The following is a 24,874-nucleotide window of genomic DNA, read 5'->3' as shown; positions in this document are numbered from 1 at the left end:
ACAGATTAATAAATAGAAAGATGAAAAAGCAAAATTCTATATATACTTTGCTGATAGCGCTATTGTGCTTTGTTAGTTCTTGCGACTATCTGGGAGTTTCCGAACAACTTGCGGGAGGTTTGCAGAATACCGAACAGGTATTTGATAACGTATCGTATACAAAAAGATGGTATGCCAATGTTTTTGCCGGTATCCCCGACTATTCGGGAATAAACAGCGTGAATGTGGGAGCTTTCAAGAATCCTTGGACGGGTATGTGTGATGAACTGGTCGTAGGATATGGAAACTCTTCCAAATACAATAATTCGGATAGAAATGCTTCCAACATGGGATTTCATCGTTATGGCGACTGCTACAAATACATCCGTCAGGCCAATATCTTTTTGCAGAAGGCCCATCCGATAATGACTACAGGTACTCAGGGTGACCAGTTGCTGGAAGACGAGCTGACGCAGATGAAAGCCAACGTACGTTTTATGCGGGCATTTTATCATTATTTGTTGTTTGAACAGTACGGTCCGATCATTTTGGTGAAGGACAAGATATACGATGCAACTGAAGATCAGGACGTACCCCGGAACACGGTGGACGAAGTGGTAGCGTACATTGATTCCGAACTGACAGCAGTTGCTTCAGAATTGACTCAGGAGCCCATTTTTGAAGATAAGGATTATCGTGCCTGGCCGACCAAAGGAGTTGCTCTGGCCGTTCGTGCCAAGTTGTGGCTGTATGCTGCAAGTCCTCTTTTAAACGGAGGATACAGAGAAGCTTTGGCGGTGACGAATCCGGATGGTACCCGCCTGTTTCCCGATTATGATGCCGGTAAGTGGGAGAAAGCTCTTGCTGCTTGCAAAGACTTTATCGATTATGCCGAGGCCGGAAGATATGAATTGTATAAAGAATATAAAGACGACAACGGTGCTGTCATTGATCCGGACAAGTCTGTATATAATCTGTTTCAGAAGTATACACACGAAATTATCTGGGCCACGGCAAATAATGATTGGGGAGGGATGAATGGCGATGCTTTTGATCGTCGTATCGCTCCGCGCTGTGAAAAAAATGGTTTGGGTTCCACCGGAGTTACGCAGGAATTGGTAGATGCTTTTTATATGAAAGACGGGCTTCCCATTTCGGCTACGGCTTATTTGCCGCAATCCACACTTTATCAGGAAGAGGGATACGGGACTTACAAAGATCAGAATGATAACTTCTCCAAGAAGTATACCAACGTGTCTGTCAGCAACCGTTACCTCAATCGTGAACCTCGTTTTTATAACACCGTTTTCTTCAATGGACGTCAATGGCCTGTGAGCTGTAATCAAGTGTTGTTTTACAATGGTGGAAACTCCGGTGTGCAAGAAGGACAGGCCACGCTGACCGGTTATATGCTTTTCAAACGTTTCAACCGTTCAGTCAGTTTGACCAATCCGGGGGTAGCCTCTCAGTTCCGTCCTTCTATTATATTCCGTTTGGCAGATTTTTATTTGATGTATGCCGAGGCAGCCAATGAAGTCAATCCTAACGATGTGAGAGTTTTGAAATACCTCAATCTCGTGCGTGAGCGTGCAGGATTGCCCGGTGTAGAGACCTTGAATCCTGCCATTCGTGGTAATCAGGAATTGCAGCGGGCTGCTATTCAGCGCGAACGTCAGGTGGAACTGGCCACAGAAGGGCAACGTTATTTTGATGTAAGAAGATGGATGATTGCCGATAAAAACGGAGAAGGTCGTCAGAACGGTTATGCACATGGAATGAATGTGCGTGGCGAACCGAATGATATTGACGATTTCAATCGTGTAGTGGAAGCAAGTCAGATTGTATTTAACCGGAAAATGTATTTATATCCGATGCCTGACTCGGAAATGCGGAAGACTAAGAATCTGGTACAGAATCCGGGATGGTGATTTTGAACGAATAAAAAGACTAACTTATGAATAGATTTAATTATATAGCACTGTCAGCTTGCGTTGCACTGTCGGTAAGCAGTTGCGATGACAGTTTTGATGTAAGTTCCAAAGCCGATGGAGTTTTGGCTGTATCTCAGGAAGGATTCAACACACTGCAATCCTATAATGTAGGTGAAAAGTATACGGCAGATTTATGGATACAACAGGGAGGATTGAAATCAACCGCCAGTGTGGTGAGTTTCTCGGTGGACAAAGCTCTGCTCGATTCGATGAATGCAGCTGATGGAACGTCGTACGAACTTCTACCGGCCGATTGTTATCAACTGACAAAAGGGACAGTCGATATTCCGGCAGACGAAAGACTGCTGAAAGGTGAACTTACTTACGATCCGGCTAAGATACAACAGCTTTCCGGATACGATCACTTGAAATATGTGTTGCCTTTGCGTGCCACATCCAACGGGATGTCTTTGGTTCCGGGACGTTCTGCTTTGTTGTTGGGATTTAAGGTCTCAGAACCGATTGTAACCATTATGAATGCCGGAGTCGAAGAAATCAATCTGGTAGACGTAAAAGAGTTGCCTGTACAGATTGGCGTTCCGTTTACCAATAAATGGGAAATAACCTGCCGTTTGGAAAACCGCCAGTCGGTGATAGATGCTTATAACACAGCCAACGGCACTTATTTCAGTATGCTTCCGTCCGATGCTTATGTAGCACCCGAGACCCCGGTTCTTCAGAACGGAGTAAATCAGGTAACAGCAACTTATAAACTGAAGGATGACATTCTGCCGGGAAATTATATGTTGCCCGTACAGATAGCAGAGGTAACTTCTGACGCCACTATACGGGCGGATAAGGATACTTATGCTGCTTATAGCATCATAAAAGAAGGAGATAAACTTTCTAAAACGGACTGGAAAATCGTGTCGTTCACTACCGAGGAACCTTCGGGTGAAGGTAGCAATAACGGACATGCCAAACACCTGATCGACGGAAACGCCGAGACCTTCTGGCATTCTCGCTGGCAAGGAGGTTCCGATCCTCTCCCCTACGAGATAATCATTGATATGAATCACCGCGTTAAGATAGCTCAAGTGGAACTCTTGCCACGTGGGCGGGGAAGTAATAATCCGATTAAAGTGGTACGTTTTGAAGCCAGTGAGGATGGAAACAACTGGGAGTCGATTGGTCAGTTTGGCTTCACCAATCAGGATGCCGCATTGAAATATTATGTAAAATCATCAACGGCACGCTATATCAAACTTGTCATTCCTGATGGGGTAGGCAACGGTACGGTGGCTGCTATCCGTGAGTTGGACGTAAGAGGTACGGTAATCAACTGATATAAATAAGTAATCATGCGAATCAATAGTTGGGAGAATTCATCCAATTATTGATTCGCATTCAAGAGAATAATAGCCTGATAAAGATAAAAAGAATGGGTAAAGATCTTGATGTGATGATATTAATATGCTGTCGGGTTGTTTTTATGCTACCAAAGATGTACCGTTGACGTTCTTTGATTAAGTAATTATTTTACAATACTTTTCTATAAAAATGTTATTGATATGCGGTTCTGTTTGGAAATAAATAAATTCAAAAGTACTTGAGAAAAGTTCCTGTAGAACTTGGAAAGTTTTATGCGCAATACATACAGATGCTACCTTTTAGATTATCGAGTTAACAGTTTTAAAAATACGTAATAAATGGTCCATTTTCGTGGCAAATATAGCAATAACTTTAATAAAACGCTTATTTAAGCATGTCTTTTTTTAAAATATCGTAATTGCAACTCTGAAAATTCTTCTTTATAAGATGGTTTTCTATACTATTTAATATCAATGATTTGATCTTTTCTCTCTCCATTATGTGTTTTTTCTTGTGATATATATCGAAGTATACAGAGGTGGAAAATAGGTATATCTCTTTCTCGTTTTAGACTACATTTTACAAATACTCCTTTTCGTTTACATCATTTACCTTTAAGTTCAGTTGTCTTTCTTCTTTCTTAAGTTCTACAGGAACTCTGATAAAATCAGGCGTTTTGCGTAAATCAATATCAGCATGGTTCAGTATAGATGACGTGTTAACCATATTTATTACGCCTATGAAAACATAAGAAAGACCGGATTTCAAACAGAACTATGCATCGATAGATGGATAGTATCACTTTTTCCTGAAAATTAATTTAAAACCTACACAACAAAAAAGATTTAAGCTTATGAAAAAACCTTTTATGCTAATATCAGTTTTGCCGATGACTGCTCATATTAGTAATGATGCTGATACTGCCGGTGATCGTACCGGGAGGATGCCAGAAGAATATGCGTTTAAGAATAAAGTATTGAGATTGATCTGCTTTATCCTGTTTTTATTGTCTTTCGGGCTGAATTCAGTCTTCGCCCAGGTTCATAATGCCACCGGACTTGTGGTGGATGAGAACGGTCAGCCTTTGATCGGAGTACAGATTAAACTGGAAGGGACTACTACAGGAGTTATTACTGACGTAAATGGTAACTTCTCGATAAGTGCCAAGAAAGGAGATATACTTCTTTTCTCGTATGTGGGCTACGAATCACAACGGATCACCTACAAAGGTGAAAAGATTCTGGCCATAAAGATGCTTCCCAATACCGAATTGCTGGATGAAGTAGTGGTTATTGGTTACGGTAAACAGAAAAAAAACAGTGTCGTAAGTTCTATTAATGCTATCGGACCTAAGGAACTGGCTGTATCGTCCAATAGAAATCTGACTAATACCCTGGCCGGACAAGTGCCGGGTTTGATTGCCGTTCAGCGTTCGGGTGAACCGGGATATGATAATTCCGAGTTCTGGATCAGAGGTGTAAGTTCCTTCAAAGGAGGTACAAATCCGTTAGTTTTGGTCGATGGTGTGCCCCGTAATATGCAGGATATAGAACCCGATGAAATCGAATCGTTTACTCTGCTGAAAGATGCCGCGGCAACTGCTGTGTATGGTGCCGAGGGTGCTAACGGAGTGATCTTGATCACATCTAAACGTGGTAATTCGCAGAAACCCAAAATATCCCTTCGTGCCGAATCTACCTTGCTCACTCCGACTCGCCTGCCTGAATTTATGAATTCGGTAGAGACGCTGGAACTGTATAATGAAGCTTTGAACAATGAAGGAACAGCCAGTATACGTACAGCGGAAGAAATTGCCAAATACGGTCCGGGAGCCGATCGCGACCTTTATCCCGACACCGACTGGTTGAAGGAGATGCTGAGAGAGCATACCTATAATATGCGCTATACCCTCAATGTAAGAGGCGGATCCGAGCGTGCACGTTACTTTGTTTCCGGAGCCTTTTATCAGGAGAACGGTATTTTTAAAGAGGGCAAGAAAAACGAGTATGACAATAACATCGGGCTGAAACGTTATAATTTGCGTAGTAATATCGATTTCGACGCGACGAAAACAACATTGGTGAAAGTAGATATTAGCGGACAATACCTGCAAACCAATTATCCGGGTACAGGCACAAATACAATTTTCAATTCGATGTGTCGCACTCCCTCTTACCTGATGCCTGCTGAATACTCGGACGGAACGATTGCCGGACATCCGCGTCCTTCGGGTAACCGTGTGAATCCATATAACTTATTAGTAAATTCCGGATATGCCAAAGAGTGGAGAACGTCTATCCAGTCGAAACTGGAAGTAAACCAGAAGTTGGACTTTATCACCAAGGGGCTGAATTGGAAAGGTCTGATCAGTTTTGATGCTGATATGAAATATACGGCAAAACGAACCAAGACACCTACTCAGTATCTGGCAACCGGACGTGATGAAAACGGGGCACTGCAATTTAAGAAAGTTGTGGAGGGCAGCGACGTATTGACCGAGAAACTGGAAAACTCTTCGAATAAAAAAATCTATTTCGAAACTTCGTTTAACTACAATCGGACTTTTGCGCAGAAGCATGATGTGACCGCTATGGTTCTTTATATGCAAAAAGAGACCCAATACCACGACAATGCTTTGCCTTACAGAAAGCAGGGGCTTGTGGGACGTGCCACTTACGGTTATGACGGACGTTATTTCGTAGAGGGCAACTTCGGTTATACAGGTTCCGAGACCTTTGCAAAAGGATTTCGTTTCGGCTTTTTTCCGGCAATGGGATTGGCATGGTATGTCAGCAACGAACCTTATTATCCGGAGGCGTTGAAGAAGGTAGTCAACAAGTTGAAATTCAGGTTTTCTATCGGACGTACGGGAAATGATGACACCGGTGGTGACCGTTTCTTGTACCGTGGTACGATGAAACAGAATAATGGAGGGTATAATCTCGGCTTCAGTGATACGGGAGGCATGGGCGGTATCGGTAATGGAATTACCGAGGCCCGGTTTGAGGCTCCCTATCTTTCATGGGAAATTGAGGAAAAGACGAATTACGGTATTGATCTCGGCTTATTCGACAACCGCATCGATTTGCAGGTAGACTATTTCAACAATAAGCGTAAGAGCATTTTATTGCAACGCAACACGGTGTCCAACGTAACCGGTTTCCAACAGATGCCTTGGCAGAACTTTGGTATTGTGAAGAATCATGGAGTAGATGCCAGCCTCACCCTTAACCAAAAAATAGGGCAAGTCAACCTGAGTGCACGCGGAAACTTCACGTTTGCCCGTAATGAAATTATCGAATACGATCAGGTGCCGCAGGTGTATCCCTGGCTGGAAAAGAAAGGTACCCGTCTCAACTCGAACAAGCTCTATATCGCCGACGGTTTGTATACCTATGATGACTTTATCATCAACGGTGAAGGGCTCAACCGCACTTATGAATTAAAACCCGGAGTTGTTTCCGGTCTTTCGAGCGGCGTTCGTCCGGGTGATATCAAGTACAAAGACCTGAACGGTGACGGCAAAATTGACAGCAATGACCAAATGGAAGATGTAGGAAATCCCACTGTTCCCGAAATTGTCTATGGTTTCGGATTTAATGCCGAATGGAAAGGTTTTTATGCCGGTATCTTTTTTCAGGGAGCCGGTAATACGTCAACTGTATTGGGAACCGGAGCTGATGCGACCTTCTTTCCTTTCCAGTGGGGAATCGAAGAATCTGCGGTGCGTTCGGTGGTAGCCGATCGTTGGACAGAACAGAATCCAAGTCAGAATGTGATGTTTCCCCGTATGCATAGTAATAACTTCCAGAACAATACGGCAGCCAGTACGTGGTGGCTGCGTGACGCCGGTTTCCTGAGGCTGAAAAATATCGAATTAGGTTATAATTTCGATAAGAAGTTATTGAAGAAGTTGAATATAGAAGCATTGCGCTTTTATATACAGGGAAACAATCTGTATGTATGGGATCGTATCAAGATGTGGGATCCCGAGCAGGGAAACAACAATGGAGGTTTCCCTTATCCGCTGAACCGTACGTTTACTTTTGGTCTTGACTTTACATTCTAACTTAATTAATAATAGTATATATATGAAAGTTTTTAAGAATTTACCGACCTTTATACTGGCACTTGGATTGAGTGCGACTCTCCTTTCCGGCTGTAAAGATTATCTAAATGTATCAGATGATCTGGCTGCCGAAATGACTATGGAAGAAGTATTTAATAACACAAGTTACGCACGCAGGTTTCATCGCTACATCTATACCGGTATCCCCGATATGTCGAACATCATCATAACGGATGCCTATGCCAGCCTGACCGGTTTGGATAATCCCTGGCCGGCTGTTTCAGACGAATTGAAGTCAGCACAGAACAATGTGAAAACGATTCCAACGATAGGCTATCATGCCGGATCGGCCGATTTGTCACGTTGGAGCCTTTACAAGCAAATCCGGCAGGCAAACGAATTCATCGCATACGCCCATGTCATTCCTCAGAACGGAGATGTAGCCGACTTCATTGATGAAAAAGAACTGGCTCTTCTGAAGAACGAAGCACGTTTTTTACGTGCTTATTATCATTATCTGTTGTTCGAGTTATATGGTCCCATTCCTATTATGACCGAAATAGCCGATCCTTCGGCTGCTGACTTGGATTATTACAGAAATTCGGTAGATGAAGTAGTTGCCTTTATTGATAAAGAACTTAATGAATGCTACGACTTGCTACCGGAGAAAGAACTGAATCTGGACGGTACTATTAACAATGAACGTGCGGCGGCACCGACCAAGGGGGCAGCGTTGGCCATTTTGGCCAAATTGCATGTGTATGCGGCAAGTCCGTTGTTCAATGGTGGTTATCCCGAAGCTGTTGCTTTGAAGGATAATCAGGGCAAACAACTCTTTCCGGCAAAGGATGACACGAAATGGAAAACTGCTCTGGACGCTCTGCAACGCTTTATTGATTATTCAAAAGGGCGCTACTCTTTATACCAGGTGGTGAAGGACGGTGAGATCGATCCGGCAGAATCGCTTTATCAGTTGTTTCAGGTAAGCGTTAACAATTCGGAGGCGGTTTGGCAAAGCAGTAAGAACTCCTGGGGCGGAGTAAACGGTGAAGGCCGTGAACGCAGATGTACTCCGCGTGCTATTTTTAGTGGATTCAGTTGTGTCGGAGTTCTTCAGGAAGCTATTGATGACTTCTTGATGAGTGATGGTAAAAGCATTGATGAATCGGGTTTGTATAAAGAAGAGGGCATCGGTGAAGACGGTATACCCAATATGTATAAGAACCGTGAACCGCGTTTCTACCAGGACATTACTTATTCCGGCAAAATATGGCAAAAGACCGATAAGAAGATTTATTTTTATAAAGGAATGCCGGATGACAATTCGAAGGCAGATATGAGTTATTCGGGATATTTACTTTATAAAGGTATGAACCGTGATTTGCTGAATCAAGGCAACAATCCGAAATCCAAGTATCGTGCAAGTATGTTGTTTCGTCTGGCCGATTTTTATTTGTTGTATGCAGAGGCCCTGAATCATGTGAATCCGGGTGATGCGCGTATTATCCAGTATGTGGATAGCATTCGTTATAGAGCCGGTATTCCCTTACTGAAAGACATTAAACCGGAAATTATCGGCAACCGGGAGTTGCAGGAGAAAGCCATACGTCACGAGCGCCGCATTGAATTGTTTGCCGAAGGACAGCGTTATTTTGATGTACGTCGTTGGATGTGTGCCGAAGAAGAAGGGTATAAACAAGGCGGCCCTGTTCATGGTATGGATATGAATGCCACCGATCTTGAGGGATTTATGAAACGCACTGCTTTTGAGACCCGTATTTTTGAGAAGCGTATGTATTTGTACCCCATTCCGTTGGCAGAGATACAAAAGTCGAAGAAATTGGTACAAAACCCCGGCTGGTAAGGAAACACACGTACAATAGGTATCCGATATAAATAGAACCGGGTTGTAGACAGATAGACTTCACATCTGTTTACAGCCCGGTTTCTCGTAATGCGTAATCCCGGTATATCAATTATTCGGTAATTGCATCGTTGCCTGACGAACTTAAGAAGAGAACTTCCATAAGTACCCGTATAAAGTGGTTCCGGTGCCCGAAAGAAATGTTTTTATTCATATCATTTACTTCATCTTGCGCCGAAAGATGTGCATCTTGGCCGTCAAGATATAGATCTTAGCGCCCAAGATGTACATCTTAGCTGCTAAGATGAAGAAGATTTGCTGTTAAGGATAAGTTTATTCCCGTTACTTTACTATTTTATATAGAAGTAAATCACATAAAGTAATTTGTTTTGGGCATTAAAGGAATTATCGGCTTGCAGATTCATTCGCGGGTTAAAATTGGTACTGAAACGGATTCTTAAAATTTTGAGATTATTATTATTATTTGTTACTTTGCCAGTGTCTTTTTATTAACTAATACTTTAAATGAAGAAAAACGCAATGTATTCGAACCTTGAGTCGGTAGAGCAACTGTTTCGGCAATATTATAAAGTGTTGCGGGTGTATGCGTTTCGCTTTGTGAATGATTGGGATGTTGCAGAAGACATCGTTCAGGATGTTTTTGTTGCTTTATGGAATAAGCGTACAGATATTGAATTCGATGGAGCAGTAAAGGCCTATCTTTTTAAGGCCGTCTATAATAAATCTCTCAACTTTCTCACCAGCAAGAAATATACTGAAGAAGAGTCCATGGAATGTTTTTCAGATCAGATCGATGCGTTGCAGATTCAGGAAGATAATCAGGAGAACTCATTATTCATGAAGGAACTTCGGGGTGAAATCGAAGCTTTTGTCGAAACACTGCCTGTACAGGTAAAGAAGGTATTTATACTAAGCAGAAGCTACGGCCTGAAGGTAAAGGAGATTGCCGTTCAGCTCGATCTGTCACCCAAGACTGTAGAAAAGTATTTGACCCGTGCTCTGTTGGAGTTGCGTACTCATCTTAAAAATAAAGGTTTAATGAGCCTTTTATTCCTACTCTGTCTCTGCTCAAAATAATATTTTAAAAAAAAGTATGTTTTGGAGGAGGGGTTTTAAAATTTCACTTGTATTACTTATAGAGGAGCTAAAAATGAAGAATGAAATAGGAGACATAAACGAAGTGATTATACGTTTTCTGGATGGTACAGCTACCTGTGAAGAGAAAGTTTTTCTTTTGAACTGGCTGAAACAATCGGAAAAGAACCGGAACGAGTTTTCCGAAGTTCGTGATTTATGGCTTTTAGGCAATACGCTGGCTACTGATGATGTTGAAACGGAAGTGGCGCTCGACCGGTTTAGGTCACGGATACAAATACCGGAATCCGGTTCCCGTAAAAGCAGATTTGTTTTTCCGGAACATTTCAGTCTGTTCCTGCGGGTGGCAGCCGTCTTTCTGATACTGTTTGCTGTCGGTTCTGCTTCTTATTATTGGGGTAGCAGTTCGGTTCCGGGGCAGAAGGAAGTCATGAACCGTTTGCTGACTGCCAATGGAAGTAAAGGCCGTTTTGTATTACCGGATAGTACGGTTGTATGGCTCAATTCAAATAGTTTGTTGGAGTATCCGGAAACGTTCAGTGCATCAGCCCGTGAAGTCAGTTTGTCCGGTGAAGCTTATTTTGAAGTGCGGAGAAATGAGAAACTTCCATTCCGGGTGCAAGCCGGAGAAATGAAAGTGGAAGTGTTGGGCACCCGCTTTATTGTCGACAATTATCAGCGGAAATCCGGAGTCGAGGCAGTATTGGTAGAAGGTAGTGTGAAGATTGCCGGTTGCAAGATGAACCATTCGGTGGTACTGACTCCGGGGCAGTTGATAAATTATGATAAGAAGAGTGAGCGGACCAAGGTACAGATGGTCAATACGGATGATTATATCAGTTGGATTCAAAATGAACTGACTTTTGATAATGATAAGTTGGCCGATATTATCATTAATTTGAATAAGTGGTATGGGGTGGATATTGAATGTCCGTCAGAGTTTGCTGAAAAAGTATTTATGTCGTTCTCTGTCAGGAATGGAGAGAATCTGGATGAAATTCTGAAAGCGATGACTTTGGTTGCTCCAATAAGATATTACTGGGAGAATGGTATCTTACATATTCTTCCCAGAAAGCGATAGGCAACACAAGTATTAACCTTAAAAATTGAATGAAAATATGTAGAGACACACAACCAGACAAAAAAATAGGTAAATGTTGCAGCACTTACCTATCTCAGATTTCTTTTAATCACGTCTCTTGCAGGAGACGCAATTATTTACTTTAAATCTTTTACAAAGATATGAATAAATTTAAATGGAGGAGCTTTTTGAGCTTTTTCTTAACAGAAAGAAACATTCGTTTAGCAAGACTTATGTCTTTTATTATGTTCCTGTTTGTTTTTCAGGGAGTTTATGCTCAGCAGACACGTATTAATCTCCATGTGAAACAAGTTCCCCTGAAGCAGGTTCTTAAATCGATTGAATCGAAGAGTGAGTACACTTTCTTCTACAATGATGCGGAAATTGACATGAACCGTAAAGTAACGGTTCAGGCCGATAATGAACGTATTGATGTAATTTTATCCCAAATTCTGCCGGACTGCAAATGCGTAGTGGAGAATAGAAAGATTATTCTGATTCCCGGTGCGGAGAAACAAAATGTCCGGAATGACCACGTTGCAAAAATGAAAGAGATAACCGGTACCGTTACAGACGCAAGAGGCGAAACCTTGATCGGGGTAAATGTAACGATATTGGGAACAACTACCGGTGTCATAACCAATATCGACGGCAAATACTCATTGAAAGTTCCGGTAGGCAAGTCGCTTCAGTATTCGTATGTCGGCTATATCACCCAGACGGTGAAGGTAGGCGATAAAACAGTGATGGACATTGTAATGCAGGAAAACAGTAAAGCACTGGACGAAGTTGTGGTAGTGGGATATGCTGTCCAGAAGAAAGTCAACCTTTCGGGTTCGGTAGCGACCGTATCTACTAAAACAATCGAAGACCGTCCGGTACTGAACATGGGGCAGGCTTTGCAAGGTGCCGTTGCCAACCTTAATGTATCTGTCGGTGATGGTGAGGCAGATGACTCCCCTTCCTATAATATTCGTGGTACTACTTCTCTGAATGGAGGTTCTCCGTTGGTAGTCATTGACGGGGTTGTTTCCACCAGTGATCAGTTGAATCGCATGAATCCTGTTGATATAGCCAATATTTCTGTACTGAAAGATGCCGCATCCTCTGCTATATATGGGTCGCGTGCTGCGTTCGGTGTTATTTTGGTTACAACTAAAAATGGCAGCAATGAAAAACTTACTGTTAACTATAACAACAATTTTGTATTGCGTACCAACACTCGTATGCCGGAAATTATAACAGACCCTTATCTGGTGGCAACTACGAGAAATACAATGGCATATCCGTGGTATAACCTTTATAACGAGGAACAACTGGCCTATGCGAAAAAATGTTCCGAAGATCCTTCCACTTCTCCCTACTTCCTGAATCCGGATGGTTCTTATACTTATTTTGGACGTACAAACTGGGTGGACGAGGCTTACAATGATGTAGGTTTTTCTACGATCCATAATATTGATATTTCCGGGAAAACAGACCGTATCTCTTATTACTTTTCGGGAGGATACAATCGTCAGAACGGTATGTTAAGATATGGAAACGACATTTATAACCGGTATAACCTGCGTACCAAGTTACAGTTTAAACTGACGGATTGGTGGAGTCTGAGCAGTAATGTGAGCCTGACCACTTCCGATTATGACTATGCGAATGCTATGACCAACACCTATAAACAGATGTACCGTAAAAATCCGATGGATATGGTTAAGAATCCTGATGGAACCTGGACAGATGCCAGTGTAGGTACATTGGGGGCATTGGCCGAAGGCGGACGTGCTACAGACTGGAAAACAAATACAAATATCAATCTGTCTACTAAGATGGATATAGTCAAAGATGTCTTTTGGGTACAAGGAACTTTTGCTTTTGCAAATACCAAGACCAGAAGTAACTGGTATAACCTGCCTGTCACTTATCGCAATGGACCCGAATTGCCTGTCCTGACGTTTAATCCTATTTCTACCGTATCGGATGCTTCGAGCAGTAATTCCGATACAAAGCACATCTTGTTTGATGTTTATGGTACTTTCCAGAAAACATTTGCGAAGAAACACGCCATTACTGCAGTTGCAGGTTTCAATCAGGAAGAGTATAAATATGATTATGTGAAAGCGAATCGTAAAGAGCTGATTTCAAGTTCACTTCCCACCATTAACCTGGCCACGGGAGATATGAATATGTCTCAAAGCATAACGACTTGGGCTTTAAGAGGTGCATTCGCGCGTTTGGGCTATATCTACGACGATAAATATATCTTCGAATTTAACGGACGTTATGACGGTACTTCGCGTTTCCCGAAGAATGACCGTTTTGTATTTAATCCTTCCGTATCATTGGGCTGGGTCATCTCGCGTGAAAAGTTCTTTGAGCCTTTGAGTGATGTGGTTAGTTTCTTGAAGTTGAGAGGTTCTTATGGTAGTCTGGGAAATCAGGATGTGGATGCGTATGCATATCTTGCCACGATGGGATCGGGAAAAATCAGTCAGATCCTGGAGAAACAACAGCCGGTATATGTGGGAGCTCCCGGATTGGTAGCCGGTAACCTGACCTGGGAAAAGGTAACTACCACCAATATTGCTTTAGACGCTAATTTTTTCAATAACCGTTTAAGCATAACGGGTGAAGTATATGTGCGCCGAACAAAAGATATGTTGACGGCAGGAGTGACACTGCCAAGTGTTCTGGGAACGGATGTCCCCAAGCAAAATGCAGCCGACTTGAAGACGGAGGGCTGGGAATTGACCGTAGGTTGGAAAGATCAGTTCAAATTGGCCGGAAAACCATTTTATTATGATGTGAACTTTAATCTGGCAGATAGCCGTGCCTATATTACGAAGTACGAAAATCCGAAAGGATTGTTGGGTGATTACTATGTAGGAAAAGAGATTGGTGAGATATGGGGTGTAGAGACTTTAGGCTTTTTCACTTCCGAGGAAGATATAAAGAATCATGCAGACCAGTCATGGTGTACTTCCTATCCGGGTACCCGTCCGCTGGCTCCCGGTGATCTGAAATTTAAAGATGAAAATAAAGACGGTAAAATAACCGATGGAGCATGGACACTGGAAGACCATGGTGATTATAAAGTCATTGGTAACAGCCGTGCACGCTATACATTTGGTCTATCGGCCAATGCACAGTGGAATGGATTCGATCTTAGCCTGTTTGCCCAGGGGGTAGGTAAGAAAGATTATTATCCGGGCACAGGTGACCTTTATTTCTGGGGTATTTATGCACAGCCCTGGACTAATATTACCGTGGGTAATATGTACGACCATTGGACAGAGGAAAATCCGGACGCGTATTTCCCGCGTATGAAAGCTTATGTGGCGGAAAATACAGACAGGGAGTGTGGAGTTGTTCAGACCAGATACCTGCAAAATGCGGCTTATGTCCGTTTGAAAAACCTCACCGTAGGTTATACTCTTCCTAAAGTACTGTTGAATAAGATAGGAATTGAACGTTTGCGTATTTTCTTTTCCGGTGATAATCTGTGTGAGTTTTCAGGCTTATACAAACATTATAAGGTAGATCCGGAAAGTTTAGGTAATATTGTTTATCCTCTTCAGCGTTCTTATTCATTTGGTTTAAATCTCACATTCTAATTAAGATAAGTTATGTGTTCAAAAATAAAACATATATTACTGACTGCGTGCTATCTGACAGGCGCAGCTCTGATGACAAGTTGTAATGACGGATTCATGGATCGTTTTCCTGAGACCAGTATCACGGAGAAGGTATTTTTCTCTTCTCCCGCCGATTTGGAGACCTATACCAATGGCATGTATGGCTATATTGGTGCAAGTTACTCGGATACGCCTTCTGACAATATGCTGTATCCGGAAGATACTGATATTTATAAGATGATGCGTGGTGAATATAGACCCGATAACATAGGTAAATGGAGTTGGACGAATATCCGTACGGTCAATTTTATGTTGGCAAGGACAGACCGTGTGGAGGGCGACCGTGGTGAGATTAATCACTACATCGGGCTGGCGCGCATGTTTCGTGCATTAATCTATTATTCAAAGGTGAAAGACTATTCGGATGTGCCATGGTATAGCCATGACCTGCAAACGACGGACACCGAGTTACTATATAAGTCACAGGATCCTCGTTCCCTGGTCGTAGATTCCATAATGGCCGATCTTGATTTTGCCGTGACCCACATGAAAACAAACAATAGTACGACCCGTATTTACCGGAATGCTGCTTTGGCTATACAGGCGCGGATTGCTTTGCATGAAGGGACATTCCGTAAATATCATCCCGAGTTGAAACTGAATGATGGCGATCGGTTCCTGAAAATAGCGGTAGAGGCCTGCCGGAAGATTATGGACACAAAACATTACAGCCTGTCGACTTCCAAAGAGAGTGGACTGCCTGCCTATCAGTCACTTTTCTGTAGTGCGGATCTTACGCAAAACCCGGAAATGATTCTGGTGGCTGATTACGATAAGGCATTAGGACGCCTGCACAATGCTCAGGCTCAGTTTGACTATAATACGGGACTTTCCCGTAGTCTGATGGAAGATTATTTAGTCGTTGAGGACGGACAAACCAAATATTTTCATGAAGTGGAAGGTTACCGGACCAAGACGGTACTGGAGATCTTTGAGAATCGGGACCCTCGTCTGGAGCAGACTTTTATGAAACCGGGTGTCCTGAACGTGGGTACTACCGAGCCTCACCGGGCTAAACTGAATCTGGGTGGATATCCACAGATCAAATTCCGTCCGTTGACATTCGATCAGATGGATTGGGGAAAATCTTATACTGATTTACCTATTATCCGTTACGCTGAAATTTTGCTGATATATGCTGAGGCAAAGGCCGAATTGGGTACGCTTACACAAGATGACATCAATAATACAATCAATCTGATCAGGCAGCGTGTCGGTATGCCGGATGCTTCGTTGGACGACTGGCTGGCTAATATTGATCCGGTACAGGAAGAACGTTATTCCAATGTACAGTCTTCACAAAAAGGTGCTGTGCTGGAAGTACGCCGTGAACGCAGAATCGAATTGGCATGCGAAGGGTTCAGATATGGTGATTTAATGCGTTGGGGATGTGGAAAGTTGTTTGAGGCTGCTCCGGAAGGGGCGTATATTCCGGGAATGGGCTATTATGATGTAACAGGTGATGGTACACCGGACATTGCAGTAGTGGAAAAGAAAGCGGATGTAGATAAGATACCTGAGGAGGACAAGCAAAAGTATAAATTGACGGTTTATGCTTTGGAAGGTAATACGATTGGGCTCACCGAAGGGACAAAAGGCTATATCTACCTGATAGCGCAACATGGTAAGTATACTTTTGTATCTCCGAAATATTATTATTATCCGGTTGCTACCAAAGATATTACTGTTAACGAAAACCTCTATCAGAATCCATTCTGGGAATAGGTTTATCATATCGAAAACAGAAAGGCTGCTCCGGCAGTAGCGGGAGAAGTCTGCTGTTTTCGTTAAGAGACAAAACTGATTAATATAGTAAAACAATAAATATGTTGAAGTTATTTGCAGGTATAGCGGCTTTATTCCTGGGAGTTGGCAGTTCTGCTTTCGCACAGATAGAAGGCGGGGTTTATATCGACACAAACAGAAACGGCATTCGTGATGCCGGAGAGAAAGGGATCAAGGGGATCTGTGTGCAAGATGGGCTCCATGTGGTGCAAACGGCGGAAGATGGTAGCTTTATACTTCCGGGACATAAAGACACCCGGTTTATCACTTTGACCGTGCCCGATGGATTTCAGGCATCTGCTTCCCATTATTTACCTTTCGACGGGACCGGGAAAAAGTATGAACTGGGAATTTGCAAGAGTCCGGTAAGGACAGGAAATGGATATTCGTTTGTGCAAATCACAGATACAGAGACATCTCTGTATGGTGACTGGATAGACAATCTGAAAGAGTATGTGAAAACAAATCCGACTGCTTTCATCATCCATACAGGTGATGTTTGTTATGAAGCCCATCAGGATTTTCACGGACGTTATCTTCGTTCTGAGGATTTGGGGGTTCCGACTTATTATTGTGTGGGTAATCATGATTTGCGTGCCGGAAGGTATGGTGAAGAGCTATGGCAGAGTCATTTCGGTCCTTCATGGTATTCGTTCGACGTTGGTAATGTGCATTATGTGGTTACTCCGATGCTGGGTGGTGATCATGCACCCTCGTACAGGCGTGCTGATATCATCCGTTGGCTGAAGAATGACCTTGCACAAATAAATAGAGATAAAAGGGTAGTTTTATTTAATCACGACTTATGGTTTTGGGGAGACGATTTGCTCTTCAAGGATAAAAACGGCGAACGGATAGACTTTGCAGATTATAATCTGGACGCCATGATTTACGGACACTGGCACAATCATTATTATAAGCAGTTGAAGTCGGGACTTCATACCTACTGCTCATCCACTCCGGATAAAGGAGGAATCGATCACGGAACGTCCTGTTTCAGGATTTATCATGCTGATACCAAAGGTAAACTCAGTTCGGAAACCCGTTATACTTATATCGATGGAATCTTGACTTCTGCTTATCCGGCAGAAGGTGAAATTGTTTCTGTCTCTGATGGTAAAATGACAGTTCGGATTAATGCTTATCGTACGGTGTCGTACGCAAAAAAAGTAACGGCTTCTGTTGAACGGAACGGGAAAATCATGTCGTCTGTCACATTGTTACCCGAAACAGACTGGGAATGGAGCGGAGCAGTCCGTGTGTCCGATGGCAAGCAGCGCTTGTTGGTGACTGCCGAGTTTGAGGATGGAACCCGTTTGACGAAAAGGGTGGATTACGTCGTAACCGGGCAGCCGGCTGCTTCGGCTGTGACATCCGCCATTTGGGCGGGACTTCGTGGAAATGCTGCCCACAATCAACTGGTGAATGACACAGTGTCTTTGCCCCTGCAAACCAACTGGGTCCGAAATGCAGGCAGCAATATTTATATGTGTTCGCCCATAGTGGCACAGAATAAAGTGTTTATAGGAACCATTGACGATGATAGGGCAGAGAAATGCTTTATAAAAGCCTATGATGCTGCAACAGGAGGTCTTTGCTGGACTTTCAGTGCTTCTAATTCGATAAAGAATACCATTGCTTATGAAGACGGGCGCGTGTTTGCTTCGGATGCTTCGGGGATGCTTTACGCCATAGATGCAGAAAAAGGAACGGCTTGTTGGCAAACACAGTTGCCGGTTTCTCTATTGCCACTTCTTGATGAAGGCTTGGCGGTTGTCGATGGTGTGGTGTATGCCGGACATGCAAAAGGAACTTGTGCCGTACGGACTGCCGATGGAAGGATCCTGTGGCAGAACAAAGCCTGGGATGGAGGTGAGGGAACCACTTCTACTTTGACTGTAGGTGCAGGAGTATTAGTGGCGTCTGCACATTGGAACGGACTCTTCGGACATGACATCAATGACGGTACTTTATTGTGGAAGAAGCGTGACAGTAAAATTCGTTTCCGTGACGGATCGGCAACTTTTTACGATGGTAATTTCTATCTGGCCTCATGTGAGAATTTATATGTGATCAACCCACGTTCCGGAGATATTCTGAAAATGGCGGAAACTTCTTATGAGTTTAATTCGGCCTGCGCTCCGCTTGTGACGGATAAATATCTGGTTGTTTCCACTTCCAATAAGGGAGTGGTTGCATTTGACCGTCTTACTTTTAAAGAGGTCTGGAACTATCGTACCGGAACAAGCCTTTTCTATACTGTCCCTTATTCTCATAGCCATGAATGCACAGTCGAAGTTTCGCCTGTACTTGTGGGAGCAACCGTTTTCTTTGGGGCCAGTGACGGGTATTTGCATGCCGTTGACTTGGACACAGGCGCCTATCGTGGGAAACGTGCTTTGGGAGCTCCGGTATTCTCGAGTGTGGCAGTAAGCGGTAACTGTCTGTTCGTTACCGATTTTGGAGGTAATATTTATAATTTTAGGTTACACGATTAATTGTATATACAAAATGAAAAAGATTTCGATATTATTCATATTTTCTGTGATTCTTAGTTTATTTGCCGGTGAAGTAAATGCAGCCGGTCCCCGTTTGAAGAAACATCCGAAGCATGTAGTATTAATTGCTTTTGACGGTTTAAGTGCCGTTGCTATCCGCAATCATCCCATGCCCAATTTCAACCGGTTGATGGAAGAAGGGGCTTATACACTGAACAACCGTTCGATTCTGCCATCATCGAGTGCTCCAAACTGGGCCTCTATGTTTTCCGGAGCCGGACCGGAACTTCATGGATATACGACCTGGGGAAGCAAGACACCCGAGATTCCTCCTTTTATAACCAATCAATACGGTCGTTTTCCGGGACTTTACGGATTGATACGCGATACATATCCTAAAGCAGAAGTAGGCTATATTTATGAATGGGATGGAATGAGATATCTGGTTGATTCGCTCGCTATCAACTACTTCGTACATGCTCCGCAAACAAAGGAACATCCTAAGGGAGCGACACAATTCGCCGTGAATTATCTGAAAGAGAAAAAGCCTATGTATTGTGCCGTTATATTTGAATATCCTGATCACACCGGACACAGCTACAAGTGGGAATCCAAAGAGTATTATGAAAAGCTCGATGAATTGGACGGTTATTTAGGTGAAATAGTAGCAGCCATTGAAGAAGCCGGTATGATGGATGATACTGTAATTATACTGACTGCGGATCATGGCGGAATCGGTACTAATCATGGCGGAAAAACTCTCAATGAAATGGAGACCCCGCTTGTATTTTATGGAAAGGGTGTGAAAAAGAACTATAAGATAACTGAGAGTACAATGGTGATTGATGTGGCTGCAACGGAAGCTTGGCTGCTGGGGGTTGAGCCTCACGAAGCCTGGTTGGGCAATCCGGTAACGACAGCATTCTTTACTAAATAATTAAAATGTACTTATCCAATGGGGGAAATAGCCCCCCATTGGATGATACCTGTATAAAAGATTGATATGAAAAGATTTATATATATGCTAATTGCGTCTTTGGCAATTAGCTTTGTCTCTTGCACACCTGTGGAACGTGCTAAGGAGAAGGAATTAAAAGTTTTGTCATGGAATGTATGGCATGCAGGGCATGCTAAAAACTATCCCGAAAAGGGCTGTGAAGGAACTATAGGGATTCTGAAAAAAAGTCAGGCGGATGTTATTTTGATGATTGAGACTTATGGTGCGGCTCCAATGGTGGCAGACTCTTTGGGATATGATTACGTATTGTTATCAGACAATCTGTGTATTTATAGTCGCTATCCGATAAAGAAAACGTATCTTTTTCCTGATTCCATTTCTACATTCAATTTCGGAGGAGTCGAAATAGATATGGATGGTACGCCGGTCCGTTTATTCGATACCTGGCTGCATTATTTACCCGATATGCGATTAGTGCCTACAGAGCAATCAGAAGCCGATATTTTGGCTTGGGACGATGCCGGAACACGAGATGATGAAATACGCCGCATACTTTCTGTTTTGCAACCGATGATTCGTCAGACTGACAGTATTCCCATGATTATGGGGGGAGATTTCAATGTACATTCCCATCTTGACTGGACAGATACCACGAAAGATATGTATAGCCATGGTGGTGCCGTTGTGGAATGGACTGTTTCTAAAGAGATGCAAAACGCAGGTTTCAAGGATAGCTTTCGTGAAATTCATCCCCAACCCGAAAAGAATATAGGAGCTACCTGGATCTACGATAATGAAGATAAGCCTGTCCGGTCCGACCGTATTGATTTTATCTATTATCAAGGTAAGACTATTCGTGCGGTAACGTCTGAATCTTATAACCAGGAGCTGACTAAACCTCTGGAGTTTATGGGAGAAAAATTCTTTTATCCTTCCGATCACGGTTTTGTATTGACTACTTTTAAAGTGTCATCGTTGGAAAAGTAGTGCCGGATTATCATATATTGAATTTTTATGAATATTAGATTTGTATGTTCTGCATTGTTGGTACAAACAGCAGGACTCCAGATGGTGTATGCGGGGGATAAGGTTACCGATTCTGTCCGTCCCAATATTATTTTTGTGCTTGCGGATGATTTGGGTTATGGAGATCTGGGATGTTTCGGACAGAAGCGGATCGAAACTCCCCATATAGACCGTTTGGCTGCCGAAGGAATGGTATTCAGTAATTATTATACCGGATCTCCGGTTTCGGCTGCTGCCCGTTGTGTTCTTTTGACAGGAAAACACAGTGGTCATTGTGGCATCAGGGGGAATGATGAAGCTCCGGAACGTGGTAGAGTATGGGATTTTCTTGCGGCTGAGCGCGATTCAACCTTAGAAGGTCAACGCGGATTGCCATCCGGTACGAAAACATTTGTGTCAATTTTGAAGGAAGGAGGATATCGTACAGGGATAGTAGGAAAGTGGGGATTGGGTGCTCCGGGTACTGAAAGCCTGCCTTTGAATCATGGTTTTGACTTCTTCTATGGTTATAATTGTCAGCGTCAGGCACACACTTACTTTCCATTGCATTTGTATCGGAATGAACAGAGGGAGTATCTGGCAAATGATACGGTGATACCGCATACCAAACTTGACCCCGGAGCCGATCCTTTGAGCCTGAGCAGCTATGATAAGTTAATCTCACATGTTTATTCGCCCGATAAAATTCAGGAAGAAGCATTGCGTTTTATGGAGGAGAACAAAAAACAACCCTTTTTTCTTTACTACGCTACTCCTTTGCCACATGTTCCAATTCAGGCTCCTCAACGTTTGATTGATCATTATGTCAGAAAATTTGGTGACGAGTCCCCTTATTTAGGACAGGCCGATTACTTTCCGGCACGTTATCCACATGCCGGATATGCGGCAATGGTGACTTACATCGATGAGAAGGTAGGTGAGATTATAGATTTTTTAAAGAAGAAGGGATTGTATGAAAATACGGTCATTATCATTTCAAGTGATAATGGCCCGACCTTTAATGGTGGAGTCGATTCGCCTTGGTTCCGGAGTGGAGGTCCTTTCCGTTCGGAATATGGATGGGGAAAGTGCTTTTTGCGTGAAGGAGGAATCCGTGTACCGTTGATTGTAGCATGGAAAGGACATATCCGGGCAGGAGCACACACTACATTACCATGTACATCTTATGATTTTTACTCAACGATATGTGAACTGGCAGGTGTGAATCCGGCCACAGAGACCGATGGAATCAGTTTTTATCCGACTTTAATGGAGAGTGGAGATCAAATGAAGCATTCTTATCTCTATTGGGAGTTTATGGACATAGAAGGACAACAGGCTGTACGTATGGGCAAATGGAAAGGATTGCGTAATGGACTGAAAAGAGGAAATATGAAGATCGAGCTATACGATCTGGAAACAGATTCTTGTGAACAGAGGGATGTTGCCCCTAAGCATCCTGAAATCGTCAAAAAGATTGGTGAGATTATGAAAAAAGAGCATACTGTTCCCGTATATCCTGCATTTCGGGTGAAAGTATTGGACGAGCTATATTGATTCTTAAAAAATAGGATAATCGGTAGTGGCAACTTAGAACGTATATATACGATTATATTATTATGTATAAAGGCTGAAAGGGAGTAAGAGATCTTTTTTGATAGAAAGGGACTCTTACCCCTGTCTTTTTATAACCAGTGTAATATAAGTAATTAGCATAAGAAAACTATTCTGCCATTATATTATTAAAGATGATGATTGAGAGATGTTATATCTGATGGATTAGAATCATAGATTGAATTTTTTATGATACGATTTCGGCCAATAAGCAACTTAATCTTAAATTTAGAACATAAAATACGTAAGATAGACCTTGTTTGGATGGAAATAAAGCAGTTACTTTGCTCCGTTTTAGAATAAAGATTAAAAATTACTAACTAAACGTGATTAATTTATGAAGAAAAATTTATTGTATCTCTTCGCACTGATTTGTTCAGTGAGCTTGTTCACTGCTTGTAGTGACGATGATGATAACAGTTGGCAAGAACTTCCTAAAGGTGAAATTAAGGCAGAAAATGTAGATTTCCAGTTGAATGGAGCAAGTACCACGGGAACTGTAAACTTTGAAGCTACAAGTCTTCAGTCTGCAACAGTAGGTTTTAAAAATGTGATTGATGGTTATAGTGATGTAACTGTTGATGTTGCAATGGAAAAACAAGCTGACGGCTCTTTCAAATTCAATGGAACGAAAGATATTATGACTAAACCTGTAACAAGAGAAACGGCTAAACCGACTCCATTGTTAAAGGTTACAGTTGATGGTACAATTACACCTGAAGGTAAGGTTACCTTGAATGTTAGTGCAACAGGTGCCGGTCTTTATATCGGAACATATAAGGATGAAACTTTAGTGCTTTCTTATGGAGAAACTTTATTAACAGGTAAAGAGGTTGTGTTTGATGCGACTGATGGTGATAATGTTACCATTCTTTTGAAGAGTGTAATTCCTGGAGAGGAAGAAACTAATTTGACTGGTGTGAAAGTAAATGGTGATGGCTTTAGTGGAACTGCTAAAACAAGTAATGCTTCAGTTGAATATACAGGCTCTCGCAAAGATAAGGTGCTGACTTTAGCTTTGAAGGTTACGATGAATGATCCAAAAGGTTGGGCTAAAACTTATGGATTAGCTGAGTATACAACAGGAGAGTTGACTTATAATGATTATACTAATCCGAATGCTGTAATAGCAGGTGCTGGTTATGTAAATTATGTATGTGTAACTGAAAGTTCTGATTATGGAACTTCTTATGGTGCGATGTTTAGAGGAATTTTCGGTGTATTATTGCCTCAGGTGTTACAATCAGTAACTCTTGGTGCTGACGGAAATGTAACAGCTTCTTATAATTCGGGAGCTATTCAATTCCAGCCAATGTGGGCTTTAATGCCTCCAACTGCTGATGTTGCAAAAAAACTGATTCCAACAGAGGGATGGTTGCAATCTCCTAAAAACTTGGCATACTGGTTTGAAAAAGATGGTAAGTTATATGTAAAACTTAATATTCCTGTAATTGTGGCTCAGGCTATGGGAAGTGGAGCTGCTGGACTTGATGGAATTATTGATCAAATATTGAAAGGTGACCCCGCTACAATTAAAACATTGTTAGCAAAACTTTTAAAAGTTGAATCTATTGCTATTAGTGATGAATCAATTGCGATGTTATTGGACTGGGTTAACAATGGATTCCCTTTAAATGTGAAAGTAGCTAATGGGCATAGCTATATCTATTTAGATAAGGCTTCTTTTGACCCATTAATGGCTGTACATGAAACTGGGGAAGTTGATAGTTGGGGAGATCCTGTGAAAACATCTGATATTTTAATTTTATGGGAATTGTTGAGTAATAGTGGTATTCTTCCTCCGGAAGCAGGAATGGCGTCTATGTTAATTGGAGCTATAAGTGGTAATTGGGCATCAACAGATGCCTTTGAATTGGGACTGGATTTGCAGGAAACTAAATAATAAGGTAATAT

13 protein-coding genes are annotated in these 24,874 nt (G+C 42.4%); all 13 read left to right on the top strand.

Annotation, left to right across the window (positions count from 1 at the left end):
• Positions 1 to 20: 20 nt before the first annotated feature.
• The 13 genes from ISX59_RS14570 (at position 21) to ISX59_RS14510 (ending at position 24,863) form a co-directional block, all read left to right on the top strand.
• Positions 21 to 1,907: a RagB/SusD family nutrient uptake outer membrane protein gene (locus ISX59_RS14570; protein WP_032537006.1), complete on the top strand. Its 1,887-nt coding sequence runs from the start codon at positions 21 to 23 to the stop codon at positions 1,905 to 1,907.
• Positions 1,908 to 1,933: 26 nt separating this feature from the next.
• Positions 1,934 to 3,256, top strand: a complete 1,323-nt coding sequence (locus tag ISX59_RS14565; RefSeq protein ID WP_032539733.1) for a BT_3987 domain-containing protein — start codon at positions 1,934 to 1,936, stop codon at positions 3,254 to 3,256.
• Between the two features lie 878 nt (positions 3,257 to 4,134).
• Entirely contained in the window at positions 4,135 to 7,350 is a 3,216-nt protein-coding gene (locus tag ISX59_RS14560) for a TonB-dependent receptor (RefSeq protein WP_220576009.1), read from the top strand.
• Positions 7,351 to 7,372: 22 nt separating this feature from the next.
• A complete protein-coding gene (locus ISX59_RS14555; RefSeq protein WP_032539735.1) occupies positions 7,373 to 9,214 on the top strand; it encodes a RagB/SusD family nutrient uptake outer membrane protein in 1,842 nt (613 codons plus the stop codon).
• Between the two features lie 525 nt (positions 9,215 to 9,739).
• Positions 9,740 to 10,312: an RNA polymerase sigma-70 factor gene (locus ISX59_RS14550; RefSeq protein ID WP_022011710.1), complete on the top strand. Its 573-nt coding sequence runs from the start codon at positions 9,740 to 9,742 to the stop codon at positions 10,310 to 10,312.
• 73 nt (positions 10,313 to 10,385) lie between these two features.
• Complete coding sequence (locus ISX59_RS14545) at positions 10,386 to 11,411, top strand: FecR family protein (protein ID WP_005821685.1); 1,026 nt, start codon at positions 10,386 to 10,388, stop codon at positions 11,409 to 11,411.
• Positions 11,412 to 11,572: 161 nt separating this feature from the next.
• Positions 11,573 to 15,019 (top strand): TonB-dependent receptor, encoded by a 3,447-nt coding sequence (locus ISX59_RS14540; protein WP_032531992.1) that lies wholly within the window; start codon positions 11,573 to 11,575, stop codon positions 15,017 to 15,019.
• Between the two features lie 12 nt (positions 15,020 to 15,031).
• The gene (locus ISX59_RS14535) at positions 15,032 to 16,825 is read left to right on the top strand and encodes a RagB/SusD family nutrient uptake outer membrane protein (RefSeq protein WP_220576008.1); all 1,794 of its coding nucleotides are present in this window, start codon (positions 15,032 to 15,034) and stop codon (positions 16,823 to 16,825) included.
• 101 nt (positions 16,826 to 16,926) lie between these two features.
• A complete protein-coding gene (locus tag ISX59_RS14530; RefSeq protein WP_044302071.1) occupies positions 16,927 to 19,383 on the top strand; it encodes a PQQ-binding-like beta-propeller repeat protein in 2,457 nt (818 codons plus the stop codon).
• Between the two features lie 13 nt (positions 19,384 to 19,396).
• Complete coding sequence (locus ISX59_RS14525; protein ID WP_032539738.1) at positions 19,397 to 20,320, top strand: alkaline phosphatase; 924 nt, start codon at positions 19,397 to 19,399, stop codon at positions 20,318 to 20,320.
• Between the two features lie 66 nt (positions 20,321 to 20,386).
• A complete protein-coding gene (locus ISX59_RS14520) occupies positions 20,387 to 21,328 on the top strand; it encodes an endonuclease/exonuclease/phosphatase family protein (RefSeq protein WP_005781322.1) in 942 nt (313 codons plus the stop codon).
• 27 nt (positions 21,329 to 21,355) lie between these two features.
• On the top strand, positions 21,356 to 22,903 hold the full coding sequence (locus tag ISX59_RS14515) for an arylsulfatase (RefSeq protein WP_255580219.1): 1,548 nt from the start codon (positions 21,356 to 21,358) through the stop codon (positions 22,901 to 22,903).
• 394 nt (positions 22,904 to 23,297) lie between these two features.
• A complete protein-coding gene (locus tag ISX59_RS14510; protein ID WP_032531983.1) occupies positions 23,298 to 24,863 on the top strand; it encodes a DUF4925 domain-containing protein in 1,566 nt (521 codons plus the stop codon).
• Positions 24,864 to 24,874: the final 11 nt, after the last annotated feature.

The sequence above is a fragment of the Bacteroides sp. FSHCM14E1 genome, from assembly GCF_019633785.1.
In the GTDB taxonomy this organism is placed as follows: Bacteria; Bacteroidota; Bacteroidia; order Bacteroidales; family Bacteroidaceae; genus Bacteroides; species Bacteroides hominis.
This window is presented reverse-complemented; position numbering and strand designations above follow the sequence as displayed.

What these genes read in the sequence shown, in the direction of transcription:
- ISX59_RS14570 (WP_032537006.1), top strand. Translation starts at nt 21, where the DNA reads ATGAAAAAGCAAAATTCTATATATACTTTGCTGATAGCGCTATTGTGC.
- ISX59_RS14565 (WP_032539733.1), top strand. Translation starts at nt 1,934, where the DNA reads ATGAATAGATTTAATTATATAGCACTGTCAGCTTGCGTTGCACTGTCG.
- ISX59_RS14560 (WP_220576009.1), top strand. Translation starts at nt 4,135, where the DNA reads ATGAAAAAACCTTTTATGCTAATATCAGTTTTGCCGATGACTGCTCAT.
- ISX59_RS14555 (WP_032539735.1), top strand. Translation starts at nt 7,373, where the DNA reads ATGAAAGTTTTTAAGAATTTACCGACCTTTATACTGGCACTTGGATTG.
- ISX59_RS14550 (WP_022011710.1), top strand. Translation starts at nt 9,740, where the DNA reads ATGAAGAAAAACGCAATGTATTCGAACCTTGAGTCGGTAGAGCAACTG.
- ISX59_RS14545 (WP_005821685.1), top strand. Translation starts at nt 10,386, where the DNA reads ATGAAGAATGAAATAGGAGACATAAACGAAGTGATTATACGTTTTCTG.
- ISX59_RS14540 (WP_032531992.1), top strand. Translation starts at nt 11,573, where the DNA reads ATGAATAAATTTAAATGGAGGAGCTTTTTGAGCTTTTTCTTAACAGAA.
- ISX59_RS14535 (WP_220576008.1), top strand. Translation starts at nt 15,032, where the DNA reads ATGTGTTCAAAAATAAAACATATATTACTGACTGCGTGCTATCTGACA.
- ISX59_RS14530 (WP_044302071.1), top strand. Translation starts at nt 16,927, where the DNA reads ATGTTGAAGTTATTTGCAGGTATAGCGGCTTTATTCCTGGGAGTTGGC.
- ISX59_RS14525 (WP_032539738.1), top strand. Translation starts at nt 19,397, where the DNA reads ATGAAAAAGATTTCGATATTATTCATATTTTCTGTGATTCTTAGTTTA.
- ISX59_RS14520 (WP_005781322.1), top strand. Translation starts at nt 20,387, where the DNA reads ATGAAAAGATTTATATATATGCTAATTGCGTCTTTGGCAATTAGCTTT.
- ISX59_RS14515 (WP_255580219.1), top strand. Translation starts at nt 21,356, where the DNA reads ATGAATATTAGATTTGTATGTTCTGCATTGTTGGTACAAACAGCAGGA.
- ISX59_RS14510 (WP_032531983.1), top strand. Translation starts at nt 23,298, where the DNA reads ATGAAGAAAAATTTATTGTATCTCTTCGCACTGATTTGTTCAGTGAGC.